Consider the following 18,233-nt stretch of genomic DNA (forward strand, 5'->3'; position numbering starts at 1 on the left):
CACCCACACCAATGAATGGACATCCCTGTGAAGTTCTCACGTTTCGGCCGCGTCGCGGTCGTAGCAGCAGTCGCAGCCGTCGCACTGACCTCCTGTGCGGCCAACGAAGGCGGCGCCACAGCCACGAGCGCAGCCGCCAGCGACCTCAAGGGCAGCCTGGCCGGTAGCGGCGCATCGTCGCAGGGCAGCGCCCAGGAAGCCTGGGTCGCCGCCTTCCAGACGGCCAACCCGGACGTCACCATCAACTACTCCCCCGACGGCTCCGGCGCCGGCCGCAAGGCGTTCATCGCCGGCGGTGTGCAGTTCGCCGGTTCCGACTCGGCGCTGTCCGACGAGGAGCTCACGAGCACCTTCGCCGCATGCGCAGCGGACACCAAGGCGATCGACCTCCCGGTCTACATCTCCCCCATCGCGGTCATCTTCAACGTCGAGGGCGTCGACGAGCTCAACCTCGACGCCTCGACCATCGCGAAGATCTTCGCGGGTCAGATCACCAGCTGGGACGACCCGGCGATCGTCGCTCTGAACCCCGACGCGAAGCTCCCCTCCACGGCCATCACCGCCGTCCACCGTTCGGACGACTCGGGTACGACGAAGAACTTCGCCGACTACCTGGGCAAGAACGCGCCCGACGTCTGGACCGCTGAGCCGGCCGACACCTTCCCGTTCCAGTCGGGTGAGGGCGCCAAGGGCACCTCCGGTGTCGTCGACACCGTCAAGGGCGGCACCGGCACCATCGGCTACGCCGACGCGTCGAAGGCGGGCGACCTCGGTGTCGCGAAGATCAAGGTCGGCGAGGAGTTCGTCGAGTACAGCGCCGAGGGTGCTGCCGCCGTCGTCGAGGGCTCGCCGCTCGTCGAAGGCCGCGAGGCGAACGACATCGCCATCAAGCTCGACCGCGAGACGACGGACGCGACCCACTACCCGATCGTGCTCGTGAGCTACCTCATCGCCTGCCAGGAGTACGCCGACCCGAAGGTCGCCGACCTCGTCAAGGCGTACGCCGGCTACATCGCCAGTGACGCCGGCCAGGAAGAGGCTGCGAAGTCGGCCGGTGCTGCGCCGCTCTCCGCCGACCTCGCCAAGAAGGTCCAGGACGCGATCGCGACCATCAAGTAGTCCAACGGTCGAGCGTGCCGGGCCCTGCCCGGCACGCTCGACCTGCGTCACCAGCACTCGCAACACCCGCAGTAACCGCTCCCCGAGTCCGTCGAGGGGCACGACCATCGCATCGAGAGAACGGGAACCAATGGCTGTCGAGGCCCTAGCTGCGAGACCCAAAGCCAAGCAACGAGTCGGCGACCGCGTCTTCTCGACGCTCTCCCTCGTCTCCGGATCGCTCATCCTCGTCATCCTGGCGGCGGTCGCGATCTTCCTCATCGTCCAGGCGTTCCCGGCCCTCACGGCCGACTCCTCGACGTTCACCGGTGCTCCGACAAGCTTCTGGGCCTATGTCGGCCCCTTCGTCTTCGGAACCATCTGGGCGGCCATCCTCGCCCTCGCGATCGCCGTGCCGCTCTCGCTGGGGATCGCGCTCTTCATCACCCACTACGCGCCGCGTCGCCTCGCGGTCGCCCTCGGCTACGTCATCGACCTCCTGGCCGCCGTGCCGTCGGTGGTCTACGGCCTGTGGGGGGCGCTCGTGCTCGCGCCGTTCGTCCAGCCCTTCTTCGCCTGGCTGTCCGAGAACCTCGGATGGATCCCGCTCTTCGGTGGCACGGTGTCCGGCACCGGTCGCACGATCCTCACCGTCGCCCTCGTGCTCGCGGTCATGATCATCCCGATCATCACGGCCATCTCCCGGGAGATCTTCCTCCAGACCCCGAAGCTCCACGAGGAGGCCGCACTCGCGCTCGGCGCGACGCGTTGGGAGATGATCCAGATGGCGGTCCTGCCGTTCGGCCGTCCCGGCATCGTGTCCGCCTCGATGCTGGGCCTCGGACGAGCGCTCGGCGAGACGATGGCTGTGGCCCTCGTGCTCTCCCCCGCCGCCGTCTACTCGTTCTTCCTGCTCACCTCGAGCAACCCGAACACCATCGCGGCGAACATCGCCCTGAACTTCCCCGAGTCCTTCGGCATCGACGTGAACAAGCTCATCGCCACCGGCCTGATCCTGTTCATCATCACCTTCGTGGTGAACTTCATCGCCAGACTCATCGTCAACCGTCGTAAAGAATTCTCGGGAGCGAACTGATGACCGCCACGACCGACCGCCGTCAGGCGTCCATCGCCACGCCGTTCTCCAACTCGCTCACCGCGGGCAAGCTGCCGAAGTTCGCTCCGCTCACCATCCTCGCAGGCAGCCTCATCGTCAGCGGTGTCATCTTCCTGCTGCTGCAGCAGTCGACCGCCGACAAGAGCTACAACCTCCCCGGGGCCGTCGTGCTCGGCGCCGCGCTCTACGCGGTCACCGTCTACGTCGCGTCACTCATGATCGAAGGTCGCCGGAAGGCCAAGGACCGCCTGCTCACCACCCTGGTGACCGCGGCCTTCGTCATCGCGCTCCTGCCGCTCGTCTCGGTCGCCATCACGGTGATCTCGGCCGGCGCCGCCCGGTTCGACCTCAACTACTTCTCGCTGTCGATGCGGAACGTCGTCGGTGAGGGCGGTGGCGCGCTGCACGCCATCACCGGCACGCTGCTCATCACGCTGGCCACGTCGATCATCTCCATCCCGATCGGCATCCTGACCGCCATCTACCTCGTCGAGTACGGCCGTGGACGGCTGGCTCAGGGCATCACCTTCCTGGTCGACGTCATGACCGGCATCCCGTCGATCGTCGCCGGCCTGTTCGCGTTCGCCCTCCTCGCGATCTTCTTCGGCCCGGGCGTCCGGCTCGGCATCGGCGGTGCCATCGCGCTGTCGCTGCTCATGATCCCCGTCGTCGTGCGGTCGAGCGAGGAGATGCTCAAGCTCGTCCCGAACGAACTGCGCGAGGCCTCGTACGCGCTCGGTGTGCCGAAGTGGCTGACCATCCTCAAGATCGTCCTCCCGACCTCGATCGCCGGCATCATCACCGGCGTGACGCTCGCCGTCGCCCGTGTCATCGGTGAGACCGCGCCCCTCCTGATCATCGCCGGCTTCACCCAGAGCATGAACTACAACCTCTTCGACGGCCCGATGATGACCCTGCCGGTCTTCGTGTACACCCAGTACGCGAACCAGGGCACCGACGGGGCTTCCTACGTGGACCGCGCCTGGACCGGCGCGCTCGTCCTCATCCTCATCGTCATGGCGCTGAACCTCATCGCCCGACTCATCGCCAAGATCTTCGCCCCCAAGTTCGGCCGCTAGGCCGCGAGCAAAGGAACCCCGTGTCCAAGAGCATCGAAGTCAACGACCTCAACGTCTTCTACGGCAGCTTCATGGCCGTCGAGGGCGTCTCCCTCCAGATCCAGCCCCGCACGGTCACCGCGTTCATCGGCCCCTCCGGCTGTGGGAAGTCGACCTTCCTCCGCACCCTGAACCGCATGCACGAGGTGATCCCCGGCGCACGCGTCGAGGGTGAGGTCCTCATCGACGGCAACAACCTCTACGGCCCGGGCGTCGACCCGGTCCTCGTCCGCCGCCAGGTCGGCATGGTCTTCCAGCGCCCGAACCCGTTCCCGACGATGAGCATCAAGGAGAACGTCCTCGCGGGCGTCAAGCTCAACAACCGGAAGATGACGAAGTCCGACCAGGACGCGCTCGTCGAGCGTTCGCTCCAGGGCGCCAACCTCTGGAACGAGGTGAAGGACCGCCTCGACAAGCCGGGCTCCGGCCTCTCCGGTGGTCAGCAGCAGCGTCTCTGCATCGCCCGCGCCATCGCCGTCTCCCCCGACGTCGTCCTGATGGACGAGCCCTGCTCGGCCCTCGACCCGATCTCCACGCTCGCCATCGAAGACCTCATCGAGGAGCTCAAGCAGGAGTACACGATCGTGATCGTGACGCACAACATGCAGCAGGCGAGCCGCGTCAGCGACAAGACCGCGTTCTTCAACATCGCGGGCACCGGCAAGCCGGGCAAGCTCATCGAGTACGACGACACCACGACGATGTTCTCGAAGCCGTCCGTCCAGGCGACCGAGGACTACGTCTCGGGTCGCTTCGGTTGATCTGACGCCGGCATCACGACAGCCCCGCCCGGGATTCCCGGGCGGGGCTGTCGTCGTCTGCAGCACGTCCGCGAGTCCGTCGAGGTGAAGCCTGCAGACAGGCTCTCACGGACCGGAGGGAACGGACTACGCCGTCTCGATGACCATGATCGGATCGGTGGTGGGCTGCTTGGAGCCACCCTGCGGCTCGACCGTCACGCCGACCTTGTCGCCCGCACTCATGGCGCCGTCGAGGACACGCCAGGTGGTGCCGTTCGCCGCCGAGAAGGTGCCGGCCGAGACCGGGCCTCCCTCGCCGATGTACCAGAGTTCGTAGACCTTGTCCGACGGCAGGGACCCGAGTCCGTCGACGAGCAGGGCGGACTTGCCGAGCTCACCCGACCAGACGAGGGTCGCCGTCGCATCGTCCATCGACACCTTCGCGCGCTGGACGTCGGACGCCGCGTTGATCTCCGCGAGCGCGACCGTCTGTGTGAGGGATCCACCACCACCGAAGGTGTTCGCGAGTCCGACACCGCCGAAGATGAGGCCGACCGCTGCTGCGGCGCCGACCACCATGCCGACGACGCTGCGACGCCACCGTGAGGCGGCCTTGCGTTCCGCCGCACCGACCACCGGGGTGGTCGTTGCTGCCGCGGGCGGTGTGGCCATCGGCGTCGAGACCGGCGTCTCGTCGACCTCCGGGACCGCGGTCGGAAGCGTCTGCACCTCGGCGACAGGAGCATCGACGGGGGCCTCAGCGGGCAGCTGCGGCAGGTTCTGGATCGCGGCCATGAGCGAGTTCTTGAGCGCTGCCGACGGCTGCACGGGAGGTGCTGCGAGGTCGAGCATGGCGACGGTCTCCTCGAACTCCGCCGCTTCCTCGCGGACGGACTCGTGTTCGGCTCGCAGGCGGTCGAACCGCTCCTGCTCGCGCGGGGTCAGGGTGTGCAGCGCGTTTCCGGCTGCCAGGTCTGTTGCATCGTCTCGCTCGGTCATGTACGCACCCCCAACTCGTCTCGAAGTCTGATCATTCCGTCTCGCAACCTGGTCTTCACTGTGCCGATCGGCACGCCGAGCAGGTTCGAGATCTCGCTGTGACTGTAGCCGCCGTAGTAGGCGAGCGAAACAGCTTCGCGTTGCAGCTCGCTCAACCGGACGAAGGCCCGCTTGACGCGCTCGTGCTCGATCCGGATCTCGACCGTCTCCTGCACGTTGTCGACACGCTCGTCGAAGTCGCGGATGCCGATCTTGAGATCGCGGTCGCGCCCGGCCTGTGAGGCGCGCACGCGGTCGATCGCACGACGGTGCGCCATGGTGAGCACCCAGGTCGTCGCCGTGCCCTTGCCCGCCTCGAACTTCTGGGCGTTCTGCCAGACCTCCAGGAACACCTCCTGGGTGACCTCTTCGGACTGCGCGTGGTCGACGAGCACCCGCTTGACGAGTCCGAGGACCCGCGGGGCGATGTGGTCGTACAGCTCGCTGAACGCGACCTGGTCGCCGCCGGCCACTCGGACGAGGAGCGCGTCGAGCACGTTCGCCAATGACACCTGCGGTGCAGCGTCAGCTTCCGGTCCCGTGGTCACAAGTCTTAGCTTCTCACGGACACCGGCCGTTTGCGCGACGCCCGCCCGAGGTCGGGTCTGCGTGTACAGTGCGGCGGTCATACACGGAGTTCGGTGCCGACCCGGGATCCGATTGGAGGAATCGACGCGATTCGACACCCCAGTTCCGGTGTCATCACGGAATGGGCGCCAGGAGTGCGAAGACCTCTGGAGAAAGCAAGTGCCAGGCCGCAGAAACGCCTCTCGGCGCAAGGCCGCTCGAAGCGGCGATTTTTGGAGCCCGGGGTTACTGCGGCCCGGCTGAATCAGTGTAGCAAGTGATCGGCGATGGATATTCCCAGGTACCGGGCCTTGACCGGACGGGTCGCGTCAGTCCAGGGAGTCGGTGCGCCACAGTCGCGCGCAGCCGGCGAGTTCCTCGGCGATCGTGCCGAACCGTGCGGCTTTCGTGGTGAGTCTCGCGGCGTCTGCGGGGTCGACGGCGTCCCGGTCGTCCGCGAGGGAGGTGCAGCCGACCGCGTTGATCCGGCAGAAGGAGGCCGCCCGCTCGAGGGCGATCGCGAAGTCACCCGTGTAGAGGCCACGGAGGATCTGGTCGGCGAGGACGATGATCTCCTCGGGCCCGGTCGGTTCGGCCGCGCCGGCGATCACGGGGTCGACGGTGGTGATGAGCTCGGAGCCCCGCTGGAAGCTGAAGCTCGTCCCCACCGGGTCCTGCCGGATGAGCAGGCGCAGTAGGTAGATCCGCCAGAGGGCTCCTGGGAGACTCCGCGGGCTGGCGTGCGACCAGAGCTCCGCGATGGCGTCGATCCCGTGCTCGTCCGTGTACGTCACGAGGCGGTCGACCACGGCAGGGTCCGGATCCGCGCGCACACGCGTGAGGAGTGCGACGGCCGTCTCGTGCGTGATCCTCGACACGGCCTCCGGGTCGAGACCGCCCTGGATCGCTTCGAGCATCGACGGCGGCAGCTTCGTCGGACGATGGAATCCCTCGTTCATGCCTGCTCCTCCCTGCGACGCGCTTCGCGCACCCGACAACGGTACTCGCCCCGTGGGACGATCCTCCCCTGGGGCGCTGACCTGCGCGTCAACGGGTGCCGTCGAAATCTCGTAGAGTAGAGCGCGTATGGGCCTGTAGCTCAGTTGGCAGAGCATCGGACTTTTAATCCGCGGGTCGTGGGTTCGAGCCCCACCGGGCCCACCACGGACGCGGTTGTCGACCGCGTCACGTCGGGGCGTCCGGTCGTACGCCGTCCGGCGTGGATCGCTACATCGTGGCGGCAGGACGTGCCGGGTACATATCGCCCGTAGCGCCGAACGCGTCCTCCCGGACCTGCGTCGCCGCTGCCCGCCTCGTCTCGGGGACGATGGCGTCGATCGCGAGCCGCCACATGCGGTCGACCGATGCTGCGATGTCCGAGCGGCCGACTGTGGCTTGGGCGGTGAGCTGGACACCGGTGAAGAATCCGATCAGCGTGCGGGCCAGATCCGGTGCCGACATCGAACTCTCCAGGTCGCCTGCCTGCAGTGCCAGGTCGAGCTGAACGGCCGTACCCGAGATCCAGTCCTCGTAGAACGCGCCGGCCGGTTGGCTCAGCGAACCCTCATCGAGCGTGAGTCTGATCCCGGCACGGACGACCGGATCGTTCTCGAGTTGGTCGACCATGGCGCGAGAAATGCGGATGAGCCGTTCGAGGACCCCGTCGTACTGTTCCGACACCCGTGCCATGAGCGGCATCGACCGGTCGTGCTGCTCGTGGATGACCGCGAGGGCGATCTGCTCCTTCGACTTGAAGTGGAAGTACATGGACCCCTGCGAGATCCCGGACGCCTCAGCGATCATCGACAGACTCGCGTTCCCGTAGCCGATGCGGTCGAAGACGGTCGCGGCACCCTCGACGATCGCGTCCTGCGTCACCTGCCCGCGCTCCTGCGTCGGCGTTCGTCGCGTCCCCGGCATCCTGACCTCCTCGGACAGCCTGTGTTCCGGCTCCGATCCATCGGCGCCGTACTCGTCGACCGTTGCCGGTCGGGGCCTCAGCCTAGAGGCTCGGAGCTCACACAGCCGACGTCTTCATCTAACTGGTACGAACGACTTATTCGTGTCACACTGATGGAGGTGATGCCGACGCAGTCCACGCGTCAGTGGGCTGTGTGCTCGCGACGGGGGTGCGCGACGCTCATCGCCTCGACCGGTGGGTCGCGCAGGGATCGGGGGATCCAGCGCTGCGTGATCCACCCGGTCTCACGCTCGACGTGATCAGCGCGCGAGCAGCTCCGGGAGGCCGATCGCCGTCGCCTCGTCAGCGAGGCTCGCGTCGATCGACACGAACGACAAGACAGTGATCGCGACCCCGACACGTGCAGCCGCTTCCAACTTGTGGTGGCCGTCGAGGACGAAGTGCACAAGACCGGTGTGGGCGTCGAAGCTGTCGAACGGCTGCGTCCTGTCCAGCACGGAGACCGCGAGCACGGTCGCCGCTCCCCCGGCTCGAAGCCGCTCCTCGTACGAGGCCACGCGCTCGCGGTCATTTCGACCGGGCTGCACCATCGGCACCAGGAACTCGAAGAGGGTCTCGTGCTCGCCGGTCGTCCGGGTCGAGCCGCGGTAATACGCGGTCGCCGGGTCCTCCGGCGCACCGAGCGTGGGGTCGACGCCGCGATGCACGACCTGTTCCCGCGAGAAGTAGTCGTGGTCGTCACCCGGAGTGACCAGGACGGGCTCGATGGAGAGCAGGAGCGGCAGGTAGGTCGCCTCGGGCAGGATCTTCGACACGAGGTCGCGCAACGAGGGATCGGCGATCGCGGGCACGCCCTCGTCCAGGTGATCGTGCAATGCGCCTGCGGCGAGCGCCTGAGCACCCTCGTCCAGACGACGGAACAGCAGCGCGCAGGTACCGCACGGGAAGCTCAACTCGAACGCCTCGTCGCCATCGACGATGAGGTGGCGTCCGCCGGGCTCGCGGAGACCAGTGAAGTGCAGTGGGGCGTCCGGTGTCCCGAGATGGACCGGCGCCGCGTGATCGAGCAGCCCGGTTCGAGATCGGGCGGGTCCGTCGGCCATCGGGCTACTTCCGGACGGCCGGGATGATGACGCCGTCGATCACCGACACGAGGAAGTCACGCGTCACGGGCTCCCGCAGCATGAGCACGCGATAGCTCACCATCGCCTGGCTGATCAGCGCAAGGGTCTCCACATCGGCGTCCGCCCGGATCTCCCCGCGGTCGATCGCGCGCTGCAGGAGGAAGCGGTTGACCGCCATGCGCGGCTCCACGATCGCGGCGTGGACGGACTCGGTGAGCTCGGGGGCATCCGAGATCATCGACATCACGCCGGCGAACACGCGCATCTTGCGCTCACCCTCGGCGATGGACGGCGCCTTGATCATCGCGACGAGGTCGCCGCGGAGTGAACCGGTGTCGGGCAGCTTCGAGAAGTCGGGATCGATCTGCTTCATACAGGCGACCGCGTCGATCACGAGTTCGGACTTCGACGCCCATCGGCGGTAGAGCGTCGCCTTGCCGGCCTTGGCGCGTGCTGCCACCATGTCGACCGTCATCCCGGCGTAGCCCGTGTCGGCGAGGACGTCGAGCGCGGCGTCGAGGATCTCGGCGTCCCGCGTGTGATCGCGCTTCCGGCCGAGCTTTGGCGCTGCGGGTGGGGTCTCGAGCTGCGTCATCGCGGCTCACCTCCCTTTCGTCTCCGAGAACAGCATAGTTCAGGAACTCGAACGTTCAGGAACTATTCGGTTCCGAAACTGTCCAGTTCCGTATAGAGTCCTCAGCATGACTTCGAACCTCGCCGCCGGAACCCCGGCAGTCTCCTCACGCCGCTGGTGGACGCTCGTCACCGTCGGCCTCGCCCAGCTCATGGTCGTGCTCGACGCCACCGTGGTGAACATCGCGATGCCCGCCGCTCAGGCCGATCTCGGATTCTCCGACGGCGACCGCCAGTGGATCGTCACCGCCTACTCCCTCGCCTTCGGCAGTCTGCTGCTGCTCGGCGGACGCCTGTCCGACCTCATGGGCCGGAAGCGGGCGTTCATCATCGGGCTCGTCGGGTTCGCGATCGCCTCGGCCCTCGGAGGCGCCGCCGATTCGTTCGGCACCCTCGTCGCCGCACGGGCGCTGCAGGGCGTCTTCGCAGCCCTCCTCGCACCGACCGCGCTCGCGATGCTCACGACCACCTTCACGATCCCGAAGGAGCGCGCCCGCGCGTTCGGCGTCTTCGGTGCGATCGCCGGCGCGGGTGGCGCGGTCGGACTCCTCCTCGGCGGATTCCTCACCGAGCAGTTCGACTGGCGTTGGAACCTGTACATCAACGTCGTGATCGCCGTGGTCGCCATCGTCGGGGCCGTCCTCTTCATCACCACGCCGAAGACGACCGGCCCCCGCCCCAAGCTCGATGTTCCGGGCACCGTCCTCGTCTCAGGTGCGCTGTTCAGCCTCGTCTACGGCTTCGCCAATGCCGAGACCGACGGCTGGGACTCACCGCTCAGTTGGGCCTTCCTGGCCGCCGCGGCCGTGCTCCTCGTCGTGTTCGTCCTCTGGCAGCGCCGGGCCGCGCACCCGCTCCTCCCGTTGTCGATCGTCCTCGACCGCAACCGCGGTGCCGCGTTCATCTCGGTCATGATCGCCGGGGCCGGGATGTTCGGCATCTTCCTCTTCGTCACCTACTACCTGCAGGCCTCGCTCGGCTACTCACCGCAGCAGACGGGCTTCGCCTTCCTCCCGATGATCGCGATGCTCGTGCTCGCCGCACAGCTGGGGACCAACCTCCTCGTCCCGCGGTTCGGGCCGAAGGTCATGGTGCCGTTCGGCATGACGCTCGGGGCGATCGGCATGCTCCTCCTCACCCGACTCGACCTCGACAGCTCCTATGTCGGCAACGTCATGCCGGCGCTCATGGTGCTCGGTTTCGCGATGGGATCGATCATGCCCGCCTCGATGCAGACCGCGACGCTCGGTGTCGACCGGGCGTTCGCCGGGGTCGCCTCGGCGACGGTCAACACCAGCCAGCAGGTCGGCGGTTCGATCGGTGTGGCGCTGCTCAACACCCTCGCGGCGAGCGCCGCCACGGCCTACGTGACCGACAACGCGCCGCCCACCCCCGAGGTGCTCGCGCAGGCCGCGATCCAGAGCTATCAGACCGCCTACTTCTGGGGTGCCGGATTCTTCGCGGTCGGCGCGGTGACGGCGGCACTGCTGTTCCGCCGACGCAACCAGGGACTCGCCCTGCACCACGCCCCGGAGGCGTCCGCGGAACCGGTGCTCGCGCACTGATCCGATCGGGTCCCGAGCAGACGGCCGTCGCGCACTCGCGCGGCGGCCGTCTGCGTCATCGGAGGGCCACGCGGTCGGCCGTCAGGCGGAGGTGCGGAGGATCGAGGTCATCTTCTTCCCCTTCGCGACCTCGTCCACGAGCTTGTCCAGCTGACGGACGCGCTGCATCAGGGGATCCTCGATCTCCTCGACGCGGATGCCACAGATGAGGCCCGTGATGAGCGACGCATTGGGGTGTATAGCCGGCGCGTCGGCGAAGAAGGTCTCGAAGTCGGTACCGTCGGCGAGCACCCGTTCGATCGCGGCGTCGTCGTAGCCCGTGAGCCAGGTGATGACCTGATCCACCTCGGCCTTCGTACGGCCCTTCCGCTCCACCTTCGCGACGTAGAGCGGGTACACGCTGGCGAAGCTCGTCGTGAAGATGCGATGTCCGGCCATACCTGGCAGTCTCCCACCGTCGCGCGTTCGGGACCAGGTCGAACTGGGTATCCGTCGCTCGTCGTCCATCGCTCGGGGGACGCGTGCTGCCGCGACGGCTGCCTACCCTGGCAGCATGACGAACCCTGGACAGCACCCGCAGACGCCTTCGCCATCGCCCTCGCCCGTCGATCCGGCCGTGCCTCAGCGGCAGCTCGCGACGTACGACCACGCCCTCCGCGCCGCACCAGCCTGGTGGCGTGGCGCACTCGCGCTCCTCCTGCTCGTCGTCGGGTTCCTGATCCTCTCGATCGCACTCGGCGGCATCGCGCTCATCGTGGACGTGGCCACCGGGGCGTACACGCTCGACGACGTCGCGAACGGCCTCATGACGCTGACACCGGTCACGATGCTCGCGAACAACCTGTCGCTCGCCGCGCTCATCCCGGTGTCGATGCTCATCCAGTGGGCGATCTTCGGCATCCGTCCACGGTGGCTGTCCTCGGTGGAGGGGCGCTTCCGCTGGCGCTGGCTCGGGCGTCTCGCGCTCATCATCGTCCCGGTGTGGATCGTGTACGTCGGCGCGTCCGTCCTGCTCTCCCCGCTCGAGCCCATCGTGGTCGACGGCACCATGATCGCGATGCTCCTCGTCGTGATCCTCACGACGCCGCTGCAGTCTGCCGGTGAGGAGTACGGGGCGCGCGGCCTCATCCAGCGCTCCGTCGGATCCTGGTTCAGTCGCCCGATCACCGCGTTCCTCGTCGGCACGGTCGTCTCCGGCGCGGTCTTCGCCTCGGTGCACTTCGCCGGCGACCCCTGGCTCATCGCCTACTACTTCGTGTTCGGCGCCTCGATGTCCTTCGCCGCCCGCGGGACCGGTGGCCTCGAGGCGCCGGTGCTCATCCATGCGACGAACAACGTCCTGCTCCTCGTCCCCACGGCCCTCATGTCGCAGACCGACCAGGTCTTCGAGCGAGGCGAGGGCGCCGGCGGACCGTTCATGCTCATCCCGATGGCGCTCTGCGTCGCCGCAGCCGTCGTGAGCACCTGGTGGGGGCGCAGGAACGGCGTGATCGCGACGGCTCCGCTGCCGCCGAGCCGGGTGACAAAGCAGCAGGGAACGCCGCCGACCGCCATGGCCGCTCCGGTGGCTACACCGACGCAGCTGCCGACGACCCCGCAGGATCCGTCGGCGGCTTCACCGCGATGACCTGCCCGCCGGTCACTCGCACGAGCTCCTCGAAGGTCGTCGGGAACACCGTGTGCGCATGGCCGGCTGCGGCCCAGACCTCCGGGTAGGCGGCGAGCGCCTCGTCCACGTAGGTGCGGATCGGTTCCGGGTGACCGACGGGCGCGACGCCGCCGATGACCTGTCCCGTCGCCGCCCTGACGACCTCGGCGTCAGCACGCTTCAGCCGTCCACCGAGCCGCCCGCCCACCCAGGCGGTGTCGACACGATGGGCACCGCTCGTGAGGATCAGGGTCGGCTCGCGGTCGAGCGTGAACACGAGGGAGTTCGCGATCGCCCCGACCTCGATCCCCAGGGCTTCCGCTGCGAGCGCCGCGGTTCGAGCAGCATCGTCGAGCCAGGTGATCTCGCCCTGGGCCCCGCGATCACGCAGCGTCTGCTCGACGATGGACACGGCCGGATGCGCTCGATCAGTCATGCGACCATGCTGCCGCACCGGGCCGTCGACGCGCGAGTACCCAGACGCAGCGGCACGCGGCGCGAGGTCAGTCGCCGAGTGGGACCAACGTCACCGCGAGGCCCGCTTCCCGGAGGAGTGCGATGGTCTCGGGCGCGGCCCCGTCGTCGGTCAGGAGGGCGTCGAAAGCCTCGAGGCCGGCGATCCGGCCGAGCTGCCGCACACCGAGCTTCGAGGCGTCGGCGACCACGACCACCCGCTCGGCGGCGCGAACCATCCTGGCCTTCACCTCGGCCTCGGGCAGGTTGACGTTGGTCACGCCATGGCCTGCGTCGACACCGTTGCACCCGATGAAGGCGAGATCGGCGTGGACCTGGCCGAGCAGCGAACCGGCGAGCGGATCGACGAGCGAGTGCTGGAGCGGCCGAAGCGATCCACCAGTGACGATCACCGAGAACCTCGGGATCTCCGACTCGAGTTCGAGCGCGATGGTCAGGCCGTTCGTGATGACCACGACGTCGGCGAGGTCGCGGCGAGCCTTGAGCGCGCGGGCGAGGGCGAGGCCGGTGCTGCCGACGTCGACGATCACGCTCTGACCGGAGCGCACCATCGCGGCCGCCGCCTCTCCGATCCGCTGCTTCGCGTGGGCCGAGGTCGCGGTCGCGAGTTCGATCGGCGACTCGACGGCGCCGCGTCCCTGCACGGGCATCGCACCTCCGTGCACGCGGACGGCCTCGCCCTGGTCGACGAGGGTGTCGAGGTCCGTCCGGGCGGTCACCCGGGAGACGCCGAAGTCGTCGGAGATGTCGGCGACGCGCACGAAGCCGCGCTCATCGAGGAGCTCGCGGATGCGGTCGCGTCGCAGTGGGGCGGGCAACTGCATCGGCTCGTCGTCGGACATGCTTGAATCTTCGCTGACCTGCCTATACTTTTCAAGGCGAAACGTTGTACGTTTCCTTTCGACAACCCGTTCTGAGGATCCCCATGCCCCCACTCGACGACACCTTCGTCATCGACTCGGCGATCGCGAGCTCGACCCAGCGCCTCGCCGACGGTCGCGAACTCATCTACTTCGACGACGTCGACACGACGCTGCCCGCGGAGCGCCTGCCCGACGCACGCGAACTCGCGCCACGACCACCGACCGCGTCCATGCGCCAGGACCCCCTGACGGGTGAGTGGATCTCGATCGCCGCCGCCCGCCAGAACCGGGTGATGCTGCCACCCGCGAACCTCGACCCGCTCGCGCCTGCGAGCCCCTCGAACCCCTCCGAGATCCCCGACCAGTACGACGTCGCGGTCTTCGAGAACAAGTCGCCGTCCTTCGGACCGCTGCTCGAAGACGAGAACGCACCGGTCGACCTCGCCGACCTCGAGACGATCGGGATCGGCCGGACCCGCACCTCGGTCGGGCGATGCGAGGTCGTGAGCTTCAGCCCGTCCAGCACCGGTTCCTTCGGCTCGCTGTCCCGCACCCGGGCGCGCACGGTGATCGAAGCGTGGGCCCGCCGGACGCACGCGCTGTCGCAGATCGACTCGATCCAGCAGGTGTTCCCCTTCGAGAACCGTGGCGAACAGATCGGTGTCACCCTCCACCACCCGCACGGGCAGATCTACTCCTACCCCTACGTGACCCCGCGCACGCAGCGACTCATCGCCGCAAGCGAGGCCTACGGTCCCGGACTCTTCGCCGACGTCCTCGCCGCTGAGCAGGCCGACGAGCGCGTCGTCCTCGCCGGCGAGTACTGGACGGCGTTCGTCCCGTTCGCCGCGCGCTGGCCCATCGAGGTGCACCTGCTCCCCCACCGGCACGTGCCCGACTTCGCCGCGACCTCGCTCGAAGAACGGGACGAGCTCGCCGGTCTCTACCTGCGGTTGCTGCGGGGAGTCGACGCCCTCTACGACACCCCGACCCCGTACATCGCCGCCTGGCACCAGGCCCCGACCCGCGTCCACCGCGACGAGCTCCGACTCCACCTGCAGCTCACCTCCCCGCGTCGCGGAGCCGACCGCCTGAAGTACCTGGCCGGCTCCGAGGCCGCCATGGGCGCCTGGATCGGCGACGTCCCGCCCGAGACCACCGCCACCGCCCTGCGCGCCGCGATCGCCGCAGCCGATGAGGAGAACCCCGTATGACCGACCTGCAGCGCACCGCCACGAGCGGATTCGAGAACGCCTTCGGCAGCGAGCCGCATGGCCTCTGGACCGCGCCCGGCCGCGTGAACATCATCGGCGAGCACACCGACTACAACGACGGCTTCGTGTTCCCGATGGCGATCGACCGCCGCACCGTCGCAGCCGTCCGGCGTCGCGACGACGACCGCATCCGGGTCTCGAGCAGCTTCTCACCCGAGATCGTCGAGGTCTCGGTGCGCGCGCTCGATCCCGACGCACTGCACGGCTGGTCCGCCTACCCGCTCGGCGTCGCGTGGGCGCTCGGCCAGTTCGGGGCACCCTTGCAGGAGGTGCCCGGTGTCGACATCTACATCGACTCCGACGTCCCGGTCGGGGCCGGCCTGTCCTCCTCCGCGGCCATCGAGGCCTCGGTCGGCGTCGCACTGAACGAGATCTGGCACCTCGACCACGACCGCCGGACGCTCGCGAAGATCTGCCAGCTCGCCGAGAACCGAGCTGTCGGCGCACCGACCGGCATCATGGACCAGTCGGCGTCGCTCCTCGGCCGGCGTGACTGCGGCGTCTTCCTCGACTGCCGCTCGCTCGAGACCGATGTCATCCCCCTCGGCTTCGAGGAGCACGACCTCGAGCTGCTCGTCATCGACACGCGCGTCGAGCACGCCCACGTCTCGGGCGGGTACGCCGCACGTCGGGCGTCCTGCGAGGCGGGGGCCGCAGCGCTCGGCGCCGACTCGCTCCGCGACATCACGGTCGGCGACCTCGAGCGCGCTCGCGAGCTGCTCGACGACGAGACCTTCCGCCGCGTCCGTCACGTCGTGACGGAGAACCAGCGTGTCCTCGACACCGTCCGGACCCTGCGCGAGCACGGGCCGACGTCGATCGGCGAGCTGCTCGTGGCCTCCCACGCGTCGATGCGGGACGATTTCGAGATCTCGGTTCCGGAACTCGACCTGGCCGTCGAGACGTCGATGGCGGCGGGTGCGATCGGGTCGCGCATGACCGGTGGTGGCTTCGGGGGTGCGGCGATCGCCCTGGTCCCCGTCGCCCTGGCATCGGCCGTGGCCGAGGCGGTCACGGCGGCCTTCGCCGAGGCGTCCTTCACCGCCCCGACCATCTTCCCCGTCCGTCCCGCCGCCGGAGCCACCCGAGAGTCCTGACCTTCCCCTTCCCACCCCTGCCCGCGAACTGTCAATTCCGGCTAGTCCCGGCCGCTCGGACTAGCGTCGAGTGACAGTTCGCGGGCTGGGTGTGGAGAACTTCCGACGCTGAGACGCCGCAGTCGGCACCGTGGTGGGATGGTCCGCCGACGTCCCCTCCCCCTCGAACTCAGCAAGCAGCCGTTCTCCATGGCCGAAGCCGACGAACTCGGCGTGCCTCGATCGCGGCTACGAGCGCGCGACCTCGCCACGCCGCACCGAGGCGTCCGGGCACCGCTCGACCAGCCCACGGACATCCCCGGACGCTGTCACGCCTATGCCCCACTCCTCCACGATGGGCAGTTCTTCAGCCACGTGAGCGCGGCGGCCTTGCACGGCCTCCCCGTGCCCACCTGGGAACACGAGGCACCACTCGACGTCGCGTCCATCGCGCCGGCACGCGCGCCTCGAGGATCGGGCGTGCGTGGGCATCAACTCGACGGGGACCACTGGGAGGTCGTCGCCGTCGAAGGGCTGCCGGTACTGACCGCCGTCGATGCCTGGTGTCAGCTCGGAACCCGACTCCTCTTGGACGACCTGGTGATCGCCGGCGATGTGTTGCTCCGCCGCAGGCGACCACTGGCATCGGAGCAGCAGATCGTCCGCGGGCTGGCACGGATGAACGGCCGTCGCGGCGCGAAGCGGCTGCGGCTCGCGTTCTCGATGATGCGGCCTCGGACGGATTCGCCGATGGAGACCGCATTGCGCCTGCTGATCGTCCGCGCGGGCCTTCCGGAACCACTCGTCAACGAGGTCATCTCAGACGCCCTCGGACGGTTTCTGGCCTTGGGCGACCTGGTGTATCCCGAACAGCGGGTCCTCGTCGAATACGACGGCGGCACCCACTTCTCGGATGAACGGCAGATCTTCCACGACATCGATCGCCTCGACCGAGTCATGGCAGCGGGCTGGCGGGTCATCCGGGTGAATCGCTCGCACCTGACGGACCCGTCGCCCATCCTCACCGCCCTGGCTCGCGAACTGTCACTTCCGGCTAATCGCGGGGCGCCGGACTAGCGTCGAGTGACAGTTCGCGGGCTGGGTCAGGGGGTGGCCATGCGGACGACGTTGGCGAGGAGTCCGACTCTCGTCATGGGGCCGACACCACCGGGGTTCGGGCTGATCCACGAGGCGACCTCGGCCACGTCAGGGGCGACGTCGCCGACGACCCGGGACTTGCCGGTCTCGGGGTCGGTCTCCCGGCTCACCCCGACGTCGAGGACGATGACGCCCGGCTTCACGGCATCGCGCGTGACGATCCCGGGGACGCCCGCCGCGGCGACGATCACGTCGGCGGTGCGGAGGATGTCGTCGAGTCCGACAGTTCCGGTGTGCGTCAGCGTGACCGTCGCGTTGTATTCGCGACGGGTGAGCAGCGGGCCGATCGCGCGACCGACGGTGACCCCGCGGCCCACGACGACGACGTGCTTACCCGCCCAGCTGATCCCGTGACGTTCCACCAGCTCGATGACGCCCTTCGGCGTGCACGGCAACGGTGTGTGGATCGGGCGGTTCACATTGAGCACGAGACGACCGAGGTTGGTCGGGTGGAGCCCGTCGGCGTCCTTCTCGGGATCGATGCGCTCGAGGATCGCGTCGGTGTCGATGTGCTTCGGCAACGGCAGCTGCACGATGTAGCCGGTGCAGCTCTCGTCGGCGTTGAGCTCGTCGAGGACGGCCTCGAGCTCCTCCTGCGAGACCGTCTCGGGCAGGTCGCGTCGGATGGACTCCATGCCGACCTCGGCGCAGTCGCGGTGCTTGCCGGCGACGTACCACTGCGAACCGGGGTCGGAACCGACGAGGACGGTGCCCAGCCCGACCGAGATGCCGCGCTCCTTGAGCGCTGCCACCTCGATCGCGAGTTCGGACTTGATGGCGGCGGCCGTTGCCTTGCCGTCGAGGATCTGTGCGGTCATG

19 protein-coding genes and 1 tRNA gene are annotated in these 18,233 nt (G+C 68.4%); 10 read left to right on the top strand and 10 right to left on the bottom strand.

Features of this window, described 5'->3' with window-relative positions; translation table 11 throughout:
- The first annotated feature begins 27 nt into the window (after window positions 1-27).
- From pstS to pstB, 4 genes are all read left to right on the top strand, one after another.
- Window positions 28-1,119, top strand: a complete 1,092-nt coding sequence (gene pstS / locus QRN44_RS02530; protein ID WP_371743577.1) for a phosphate ABC transporter substrate-binding protein PstS — start codon at window positions 28-30, stop codon at window positions 1,117-1,119.
- Window positions 1,120-1,249: 130 nt separating this feature from the next.
- A complete protein-coding gene (gene pstC, locus QRN44_RS02535) occupies window positions 1,250-2,194 on the top strand; it encodes a phosphate ABC transporter permease subunit PstC (RefSeq protein ID WP_285038203.1) in 945 nt (314 codons plus the stop codon).
- Window positions 2,194-3,294, top strand: a complete 1,101-nt coding sequence (gene pstA, locus QRN44_RS02540) for a phosphate ABC transporter permease PstA (RefSeq protein ID WP_121289743.1) — start codon at window positions 2,194-2,196, stop codon at window positions 3,292-3,294. The genes pstC and pstA overlap by 1 nt, the downstream gene beginning before the upstream one ends.
- Window positions 3,295-3,314: 20 nt before the next feature.
- Entirely contained in the window at window positions 3,315-4,094 is a 780-nt protein-coding gene (gene pstB, locus QRN44_RS02545) for a phosphate ABC transporter ATP-binding protein PstB (RefSeq protein ID WP_175116226.1), read from the top strand.
- Between the two features lie 126 nt (window positions 4,095-4,220).
- Here pstB and QRN44_RS02550 read toward each other — a convergent pair whose 3' ends face one another.
- The 3 genes from QRN44_RS02550 to QRN44_RS02560 form a co-directional block, all read right to left on the bottom strand.
- Complete coding sequence (locus QRN44_RS02550; protein WP_285038204.1) at window positions 4,221-5,072, bottom strand: anti-sigma factor; 852 nt, start codon at window positions 5,070-5,072, stop codon at window positions 4,221-4,223.
- A complete protein-coding gene (sigK, locus tag QRN44_RS02555) occupies window positions 5,069-5,659 on the bottom strand; it encodes an ECF RNA polymerase sigma factor SigK (RefSeq protein ID WP_231884414.1) in 591 nt (196 codons plus the stop codon). The genes QRN44_RS02550 and sigK overlap by 4 nt, the downstream gene beginning before the upstream one ends.
- Before the next feature lie 348 nt (window positions 5,660-6,007).
- Window positions 6,008-6,637: a DNA-directed RNA polymerase subunit beta gene (locus tag QRN44_RS02560; RefSeq protein WP_285038205.1), complete on the bottom strand. Its 630-nt coding sequence runs from the start codon at window positions 6,635-6,637 to the stop codon at window positions 6,008-6,010.
- A gap of 129 nt (window positions 6,638-6,766) precedes the next feature.
- Between QRN44_RS02560 and QRN44_RS02565 the strand changes: the two genes are divergently transcribed.
- Window positions 6,767-6,842: transfer RNA gene (locus tag QRN44_RS02565), tRNA-Lys, on the top strand.
- A gap of 63 nt (window positions 6,843-6,905) precedes the next feature.
- Here the strand turns inward: QRN44_RS02565 and QRN44_RS02570 are convergent.
- From QRN44_RS02570 to QRN44_RS02580, 3 genes are all read right to left on the bottom strand, one after another.
- Window positions 6,906-7,598, bottom strand: coding sequence for a ScbR family autoregulator-binding transcription factor (locus tag QRN44_RS02570; RefSeq protein WP_285038206.1), 693 nt, complete (start codon window positions 7,596-7,598; stop codon window positions 6,906-6,908).
- A 300-nt stretch (window positions 7,599-7,898) separates the two neighbouring features.
- Window positions 7,899-8,702 carry a hypothetical protein gene (locus QRN44_RS02575; protein WP_285038207.1) on the bottom strand — a complete coding sequence of 268 codons (804 nt, stop codon included), beginning with the start codon at window positions 8,700-8,702 and terminating at the stop codon, window positions 7,899-7,901.
- A gap of 4 nt (window positions 8,703-8,706) precedes the next feature.
- Window positions 8,707-9,318 (bottom strand): TetR/AcrR family transcriptional regulator, encoded by a 612-nt coding sequence (locus QRN44_RS02580; RefSeq protein ID WP_079001781.1) that lies wholly within the window; start codon window positions 9,316-9,318, stop codon window positions 8,707-8,709.
- A 106-nt stretch (window positions 9,319-9,424) separates the two neighbouring features.
- On the opposite strand from QRN44_RS02580, the gene QRN44_RS02585 reads away from it, so the two are divergent.
- Window positions 9,425-10,921, top strand: a complete 1,497-nt coding sequence (locus tag QRN44_RS02585; protein WP_121289730.1) for an MFS transporter — start codon at window positions 9,425-9,427, stop codon at window positions 10,919-10,921.
- A gap of 81 nt (window positions 10,922-11,002) precedes the next feature.
- Here QRN44_RS02585 and QRN44_RS02590 read toward each other — a convergent pair whose 3' ends face one another.
- Window positions 11,003-11,359: a DUF2200 domain-containing protein gene (locus QRN44_RS02590; protein ID WP_121290342.1), complete on the bottom strand. Its 357-nt coding sequence runs from the start codon at window positions 11,357-11,359 to the stop codon at window positions 11,003-11,005.
- Between the two features lie 115 nt (window positions 11,360-11,474).
- Between QRN44_RS02590 and QRN44_RS02595 the strand changes: the two genes are divergently transcribed.
- A complete protein-coding gene (locus QRN44_RS02595; protein WP_285038208.1) occupies window positions 11,475-12,548 on the top strand; it encodes a CPBP family intramembrane glutamic endopeptidase in 1,074 nt (357 codons plus the stop codon).
- Here QRN44_RS02595 and QRN44_RS02600 read toward each other — a convergent pair.
- Together QRN44_RS02600 and QRN44_RS02605 are read right to left on the bottom strand one after the other, a co-directional pair.
- Complete coding sequence (locus QRN44_RS02600; RefSeq protein WP_121289726.1) at window positions 12,490-13,005, bottom strand: YbaK/EbsC family protein; 516 nt, start codon at window positions 13,003-13,005, stop codon at window positions 12,490-12,492. The genes QRN44_RS02595 and QRN44_RS02600 overlap by 59 nt on opposite strands.
- A gap of 67 nt (window positions 13,006-13,072) precedes the next feature.
- Window positions 13,073-13,885: a DeoR/GlpR family DNA-binding transcription regulator gene (locus tag QRN44_RS02605; protein WP_064296618.1), complete on the bottom strand. Its 813-nt coding sequence runs from the start codon at window positions 13,883-13,885 to the stop codon at window positions 13,073-13,075.
- Window positions 13,886-13,968: 83 nt separating this feature from the next.
- Here QRN44_RS02605 and QRN44_RS02610 point away from each other — a divergent pair, with 83 nt between their 5' ends.
- From QRN44_RS02610 to QRN44_RS02620, 3 genes are all read left to right on the top strand, one after another.
- Window positions 13,969-15,120, top strand: a complete 1,152-nt coding sequence (locus QRN44_RS02610) for a galactose-1-phosphate uridylyltransferase (RefSeq protein WP_285038209.1) — start codon at window positions 13,969-13,971, stop codon at window positions 15,118-15,120.
- Window positions 15,117-16,277, top strand: coding sequence for a galactokinase (gene galK / locus QRN44_RS02615; RefSeq protein WP_285038210.1), 1,161 nt, complete (start codon window positions 15,117-15,119; stop codon window positions 16,275-16,277). The genes QRN44_RS02610 and galK overlap by 4 nt, the downstream gene beginning before the upstream one ends.
- A gap of 138 nt (window positions 16,278-16,415) precedes the next feature.
- Window positions 16,416-17,333, top strand: a complete 918-nt coding sequence (locus QRN44_RS02620; RefSeq protein ID WP_121289718.1) for a hypothetical protein — start codon at window positions 16,416-16,418, stop codon at window positions 17,331-17,333.
- A 26-nt stretch (window positions 17,334-17,359) separates the two neighbouring features.
- On the opposite strand, the gene QRN44_RS02625 is transcribed toward QRN44_RS02620, so the two are convergent.
- Entirely contained in the window at window positions 17,360-18,232 is an 873-nt protein-coding gene (locus QRN44_RS02625; RefSeq protein WP_071259424.1) for a bifunctional methylenetetrahydrofolate dehydrogenase/methenyltetrahydrofolate cyclohydrolase, read from the bottom strand.
- Window position 18,233: the final 1 nt, after the last annotated feature.

It is taken from the genome of Plantibacter sp. lyk4-40-MEA-4 (genome assembly GCF_030209415.1).
GTDB classification, from domain to species: Bacteria; Actinomycetota; Actinomycetes; order Actinomycetales; family Microbacteriaceae; genus Plantibacter; species Plantibacter flavus_A.

Bases quoted from the DNA above. Each gene is read 5' to 3' on its own strand.
- pstC (WP_285038203.1), top strand. From the start codon at position 1,250: ATGGCTGTCGAGGCCCTAGCTGCGAGACCCAAAGCCAAGCAACGAGTC.
- pstA (WP_121289743.1), top strand. From the start codon at position 2,194: ATGACCGCCACGACCGACCGCCGTCAGGCGTCCATCGCCACGCCGTTC.
- QRN44_RS02550 (WP_285038204.1), bottom strand. From the start codon at position 5,072: ATGACCGAGCGAGACGATGCAACAGACCTGGCAGCCGGAAACGCGCTG.
- QRN44_RS02560 (WP_285038205.1), bottom strand. From the start codon at position 6,637: ATGAACGAGGGATTCCATCGTCCGACGAAGCTGCCGCCGTCGATGCTC.
- QRN44_RS02570 (WP_285038206.1), bottom strand. From the start codon at position 7,598: ATGCCGGGGACGCGACGAACGCCGACGCAGGAGCGCGGGCAGGTGACG.
- QRN44_RS02575 (WP_285038207.1), bottom strand. From the start codon at position 8,702: ATGGCCGACGGACCCGCCCGATCTCGAACCGGGCTGCTCGATCACGCG.
- QRN44_RS02580 (WP_079001781.1), bottom strand. From the start codon at position 9,318: ATGACGCAGCTCGAGACCCCACCCGCAGCGCCAAAGCTCGGCCGGAAG.
- QRN44_RS02585 (WP_121289730.1), top strand. From the start codon at position 9,425: ATGACTTCGAACCTCGCCGCCGGAACCCCGGCAGTCTCCTCACGCCGC.
- QRN44_RS02590 (WP_121290342.1), bottom strand. From the start codon at position 11,359: ATGGCCGGACATCGCATCTTCACGACGAGCTTCGCCAGCGTGTACCCG.
- QRN44_RS02595 (WP_285038208.1), top strand. From the start codon at position 11,475: ATGACGAACCCTGGACAGCACCCGCAGACGCCTTCGCCATCGCCCTCG.
- QRN44_RS02600 (WP_121289726.1), bottom strand. From the start codon at position 13,005: ATGACTGATCGAGCGCATCCGGCCGTGTCCATCGTCGAGCAGACGCTG.
- QRN44_RS02605 (WP_064296618.1), bottom strand. From the start codon at position 13,885: ATGTCCGACGACGAGCCGATGCAGTTGCCCGCCCCACTGCGACGCGAC.
- QRN44_RS02610 (WP_285038209.1), top strand. From the start codon at position 13,969: ATGCCCCCACTCGACGACACCTTCGTCATCGACTCGGCGATCGCGAGC.
- galK (WP_285038210.1), top strand. From the start codon at position 15,117: ATGACCGACCTGCAGCGCACCGCCACGAGCGGATTCGAGAACGCCTTC.
- QRN44_RS02620 (WP_121289718.1), top strand. From the start codon at position 16,416: ATGGTCCGCCGACGTCCCCTCCCCCTCGAACTCAGCAAGCAGCCGTTC.
- QRN44_RS02625 (WP_071259424.1), bottom strand. From the start codon at position 18,232: ATGACCGCACAGATCCTCGACGGCAAGGCAACGGCCGCCGCCATCAAG.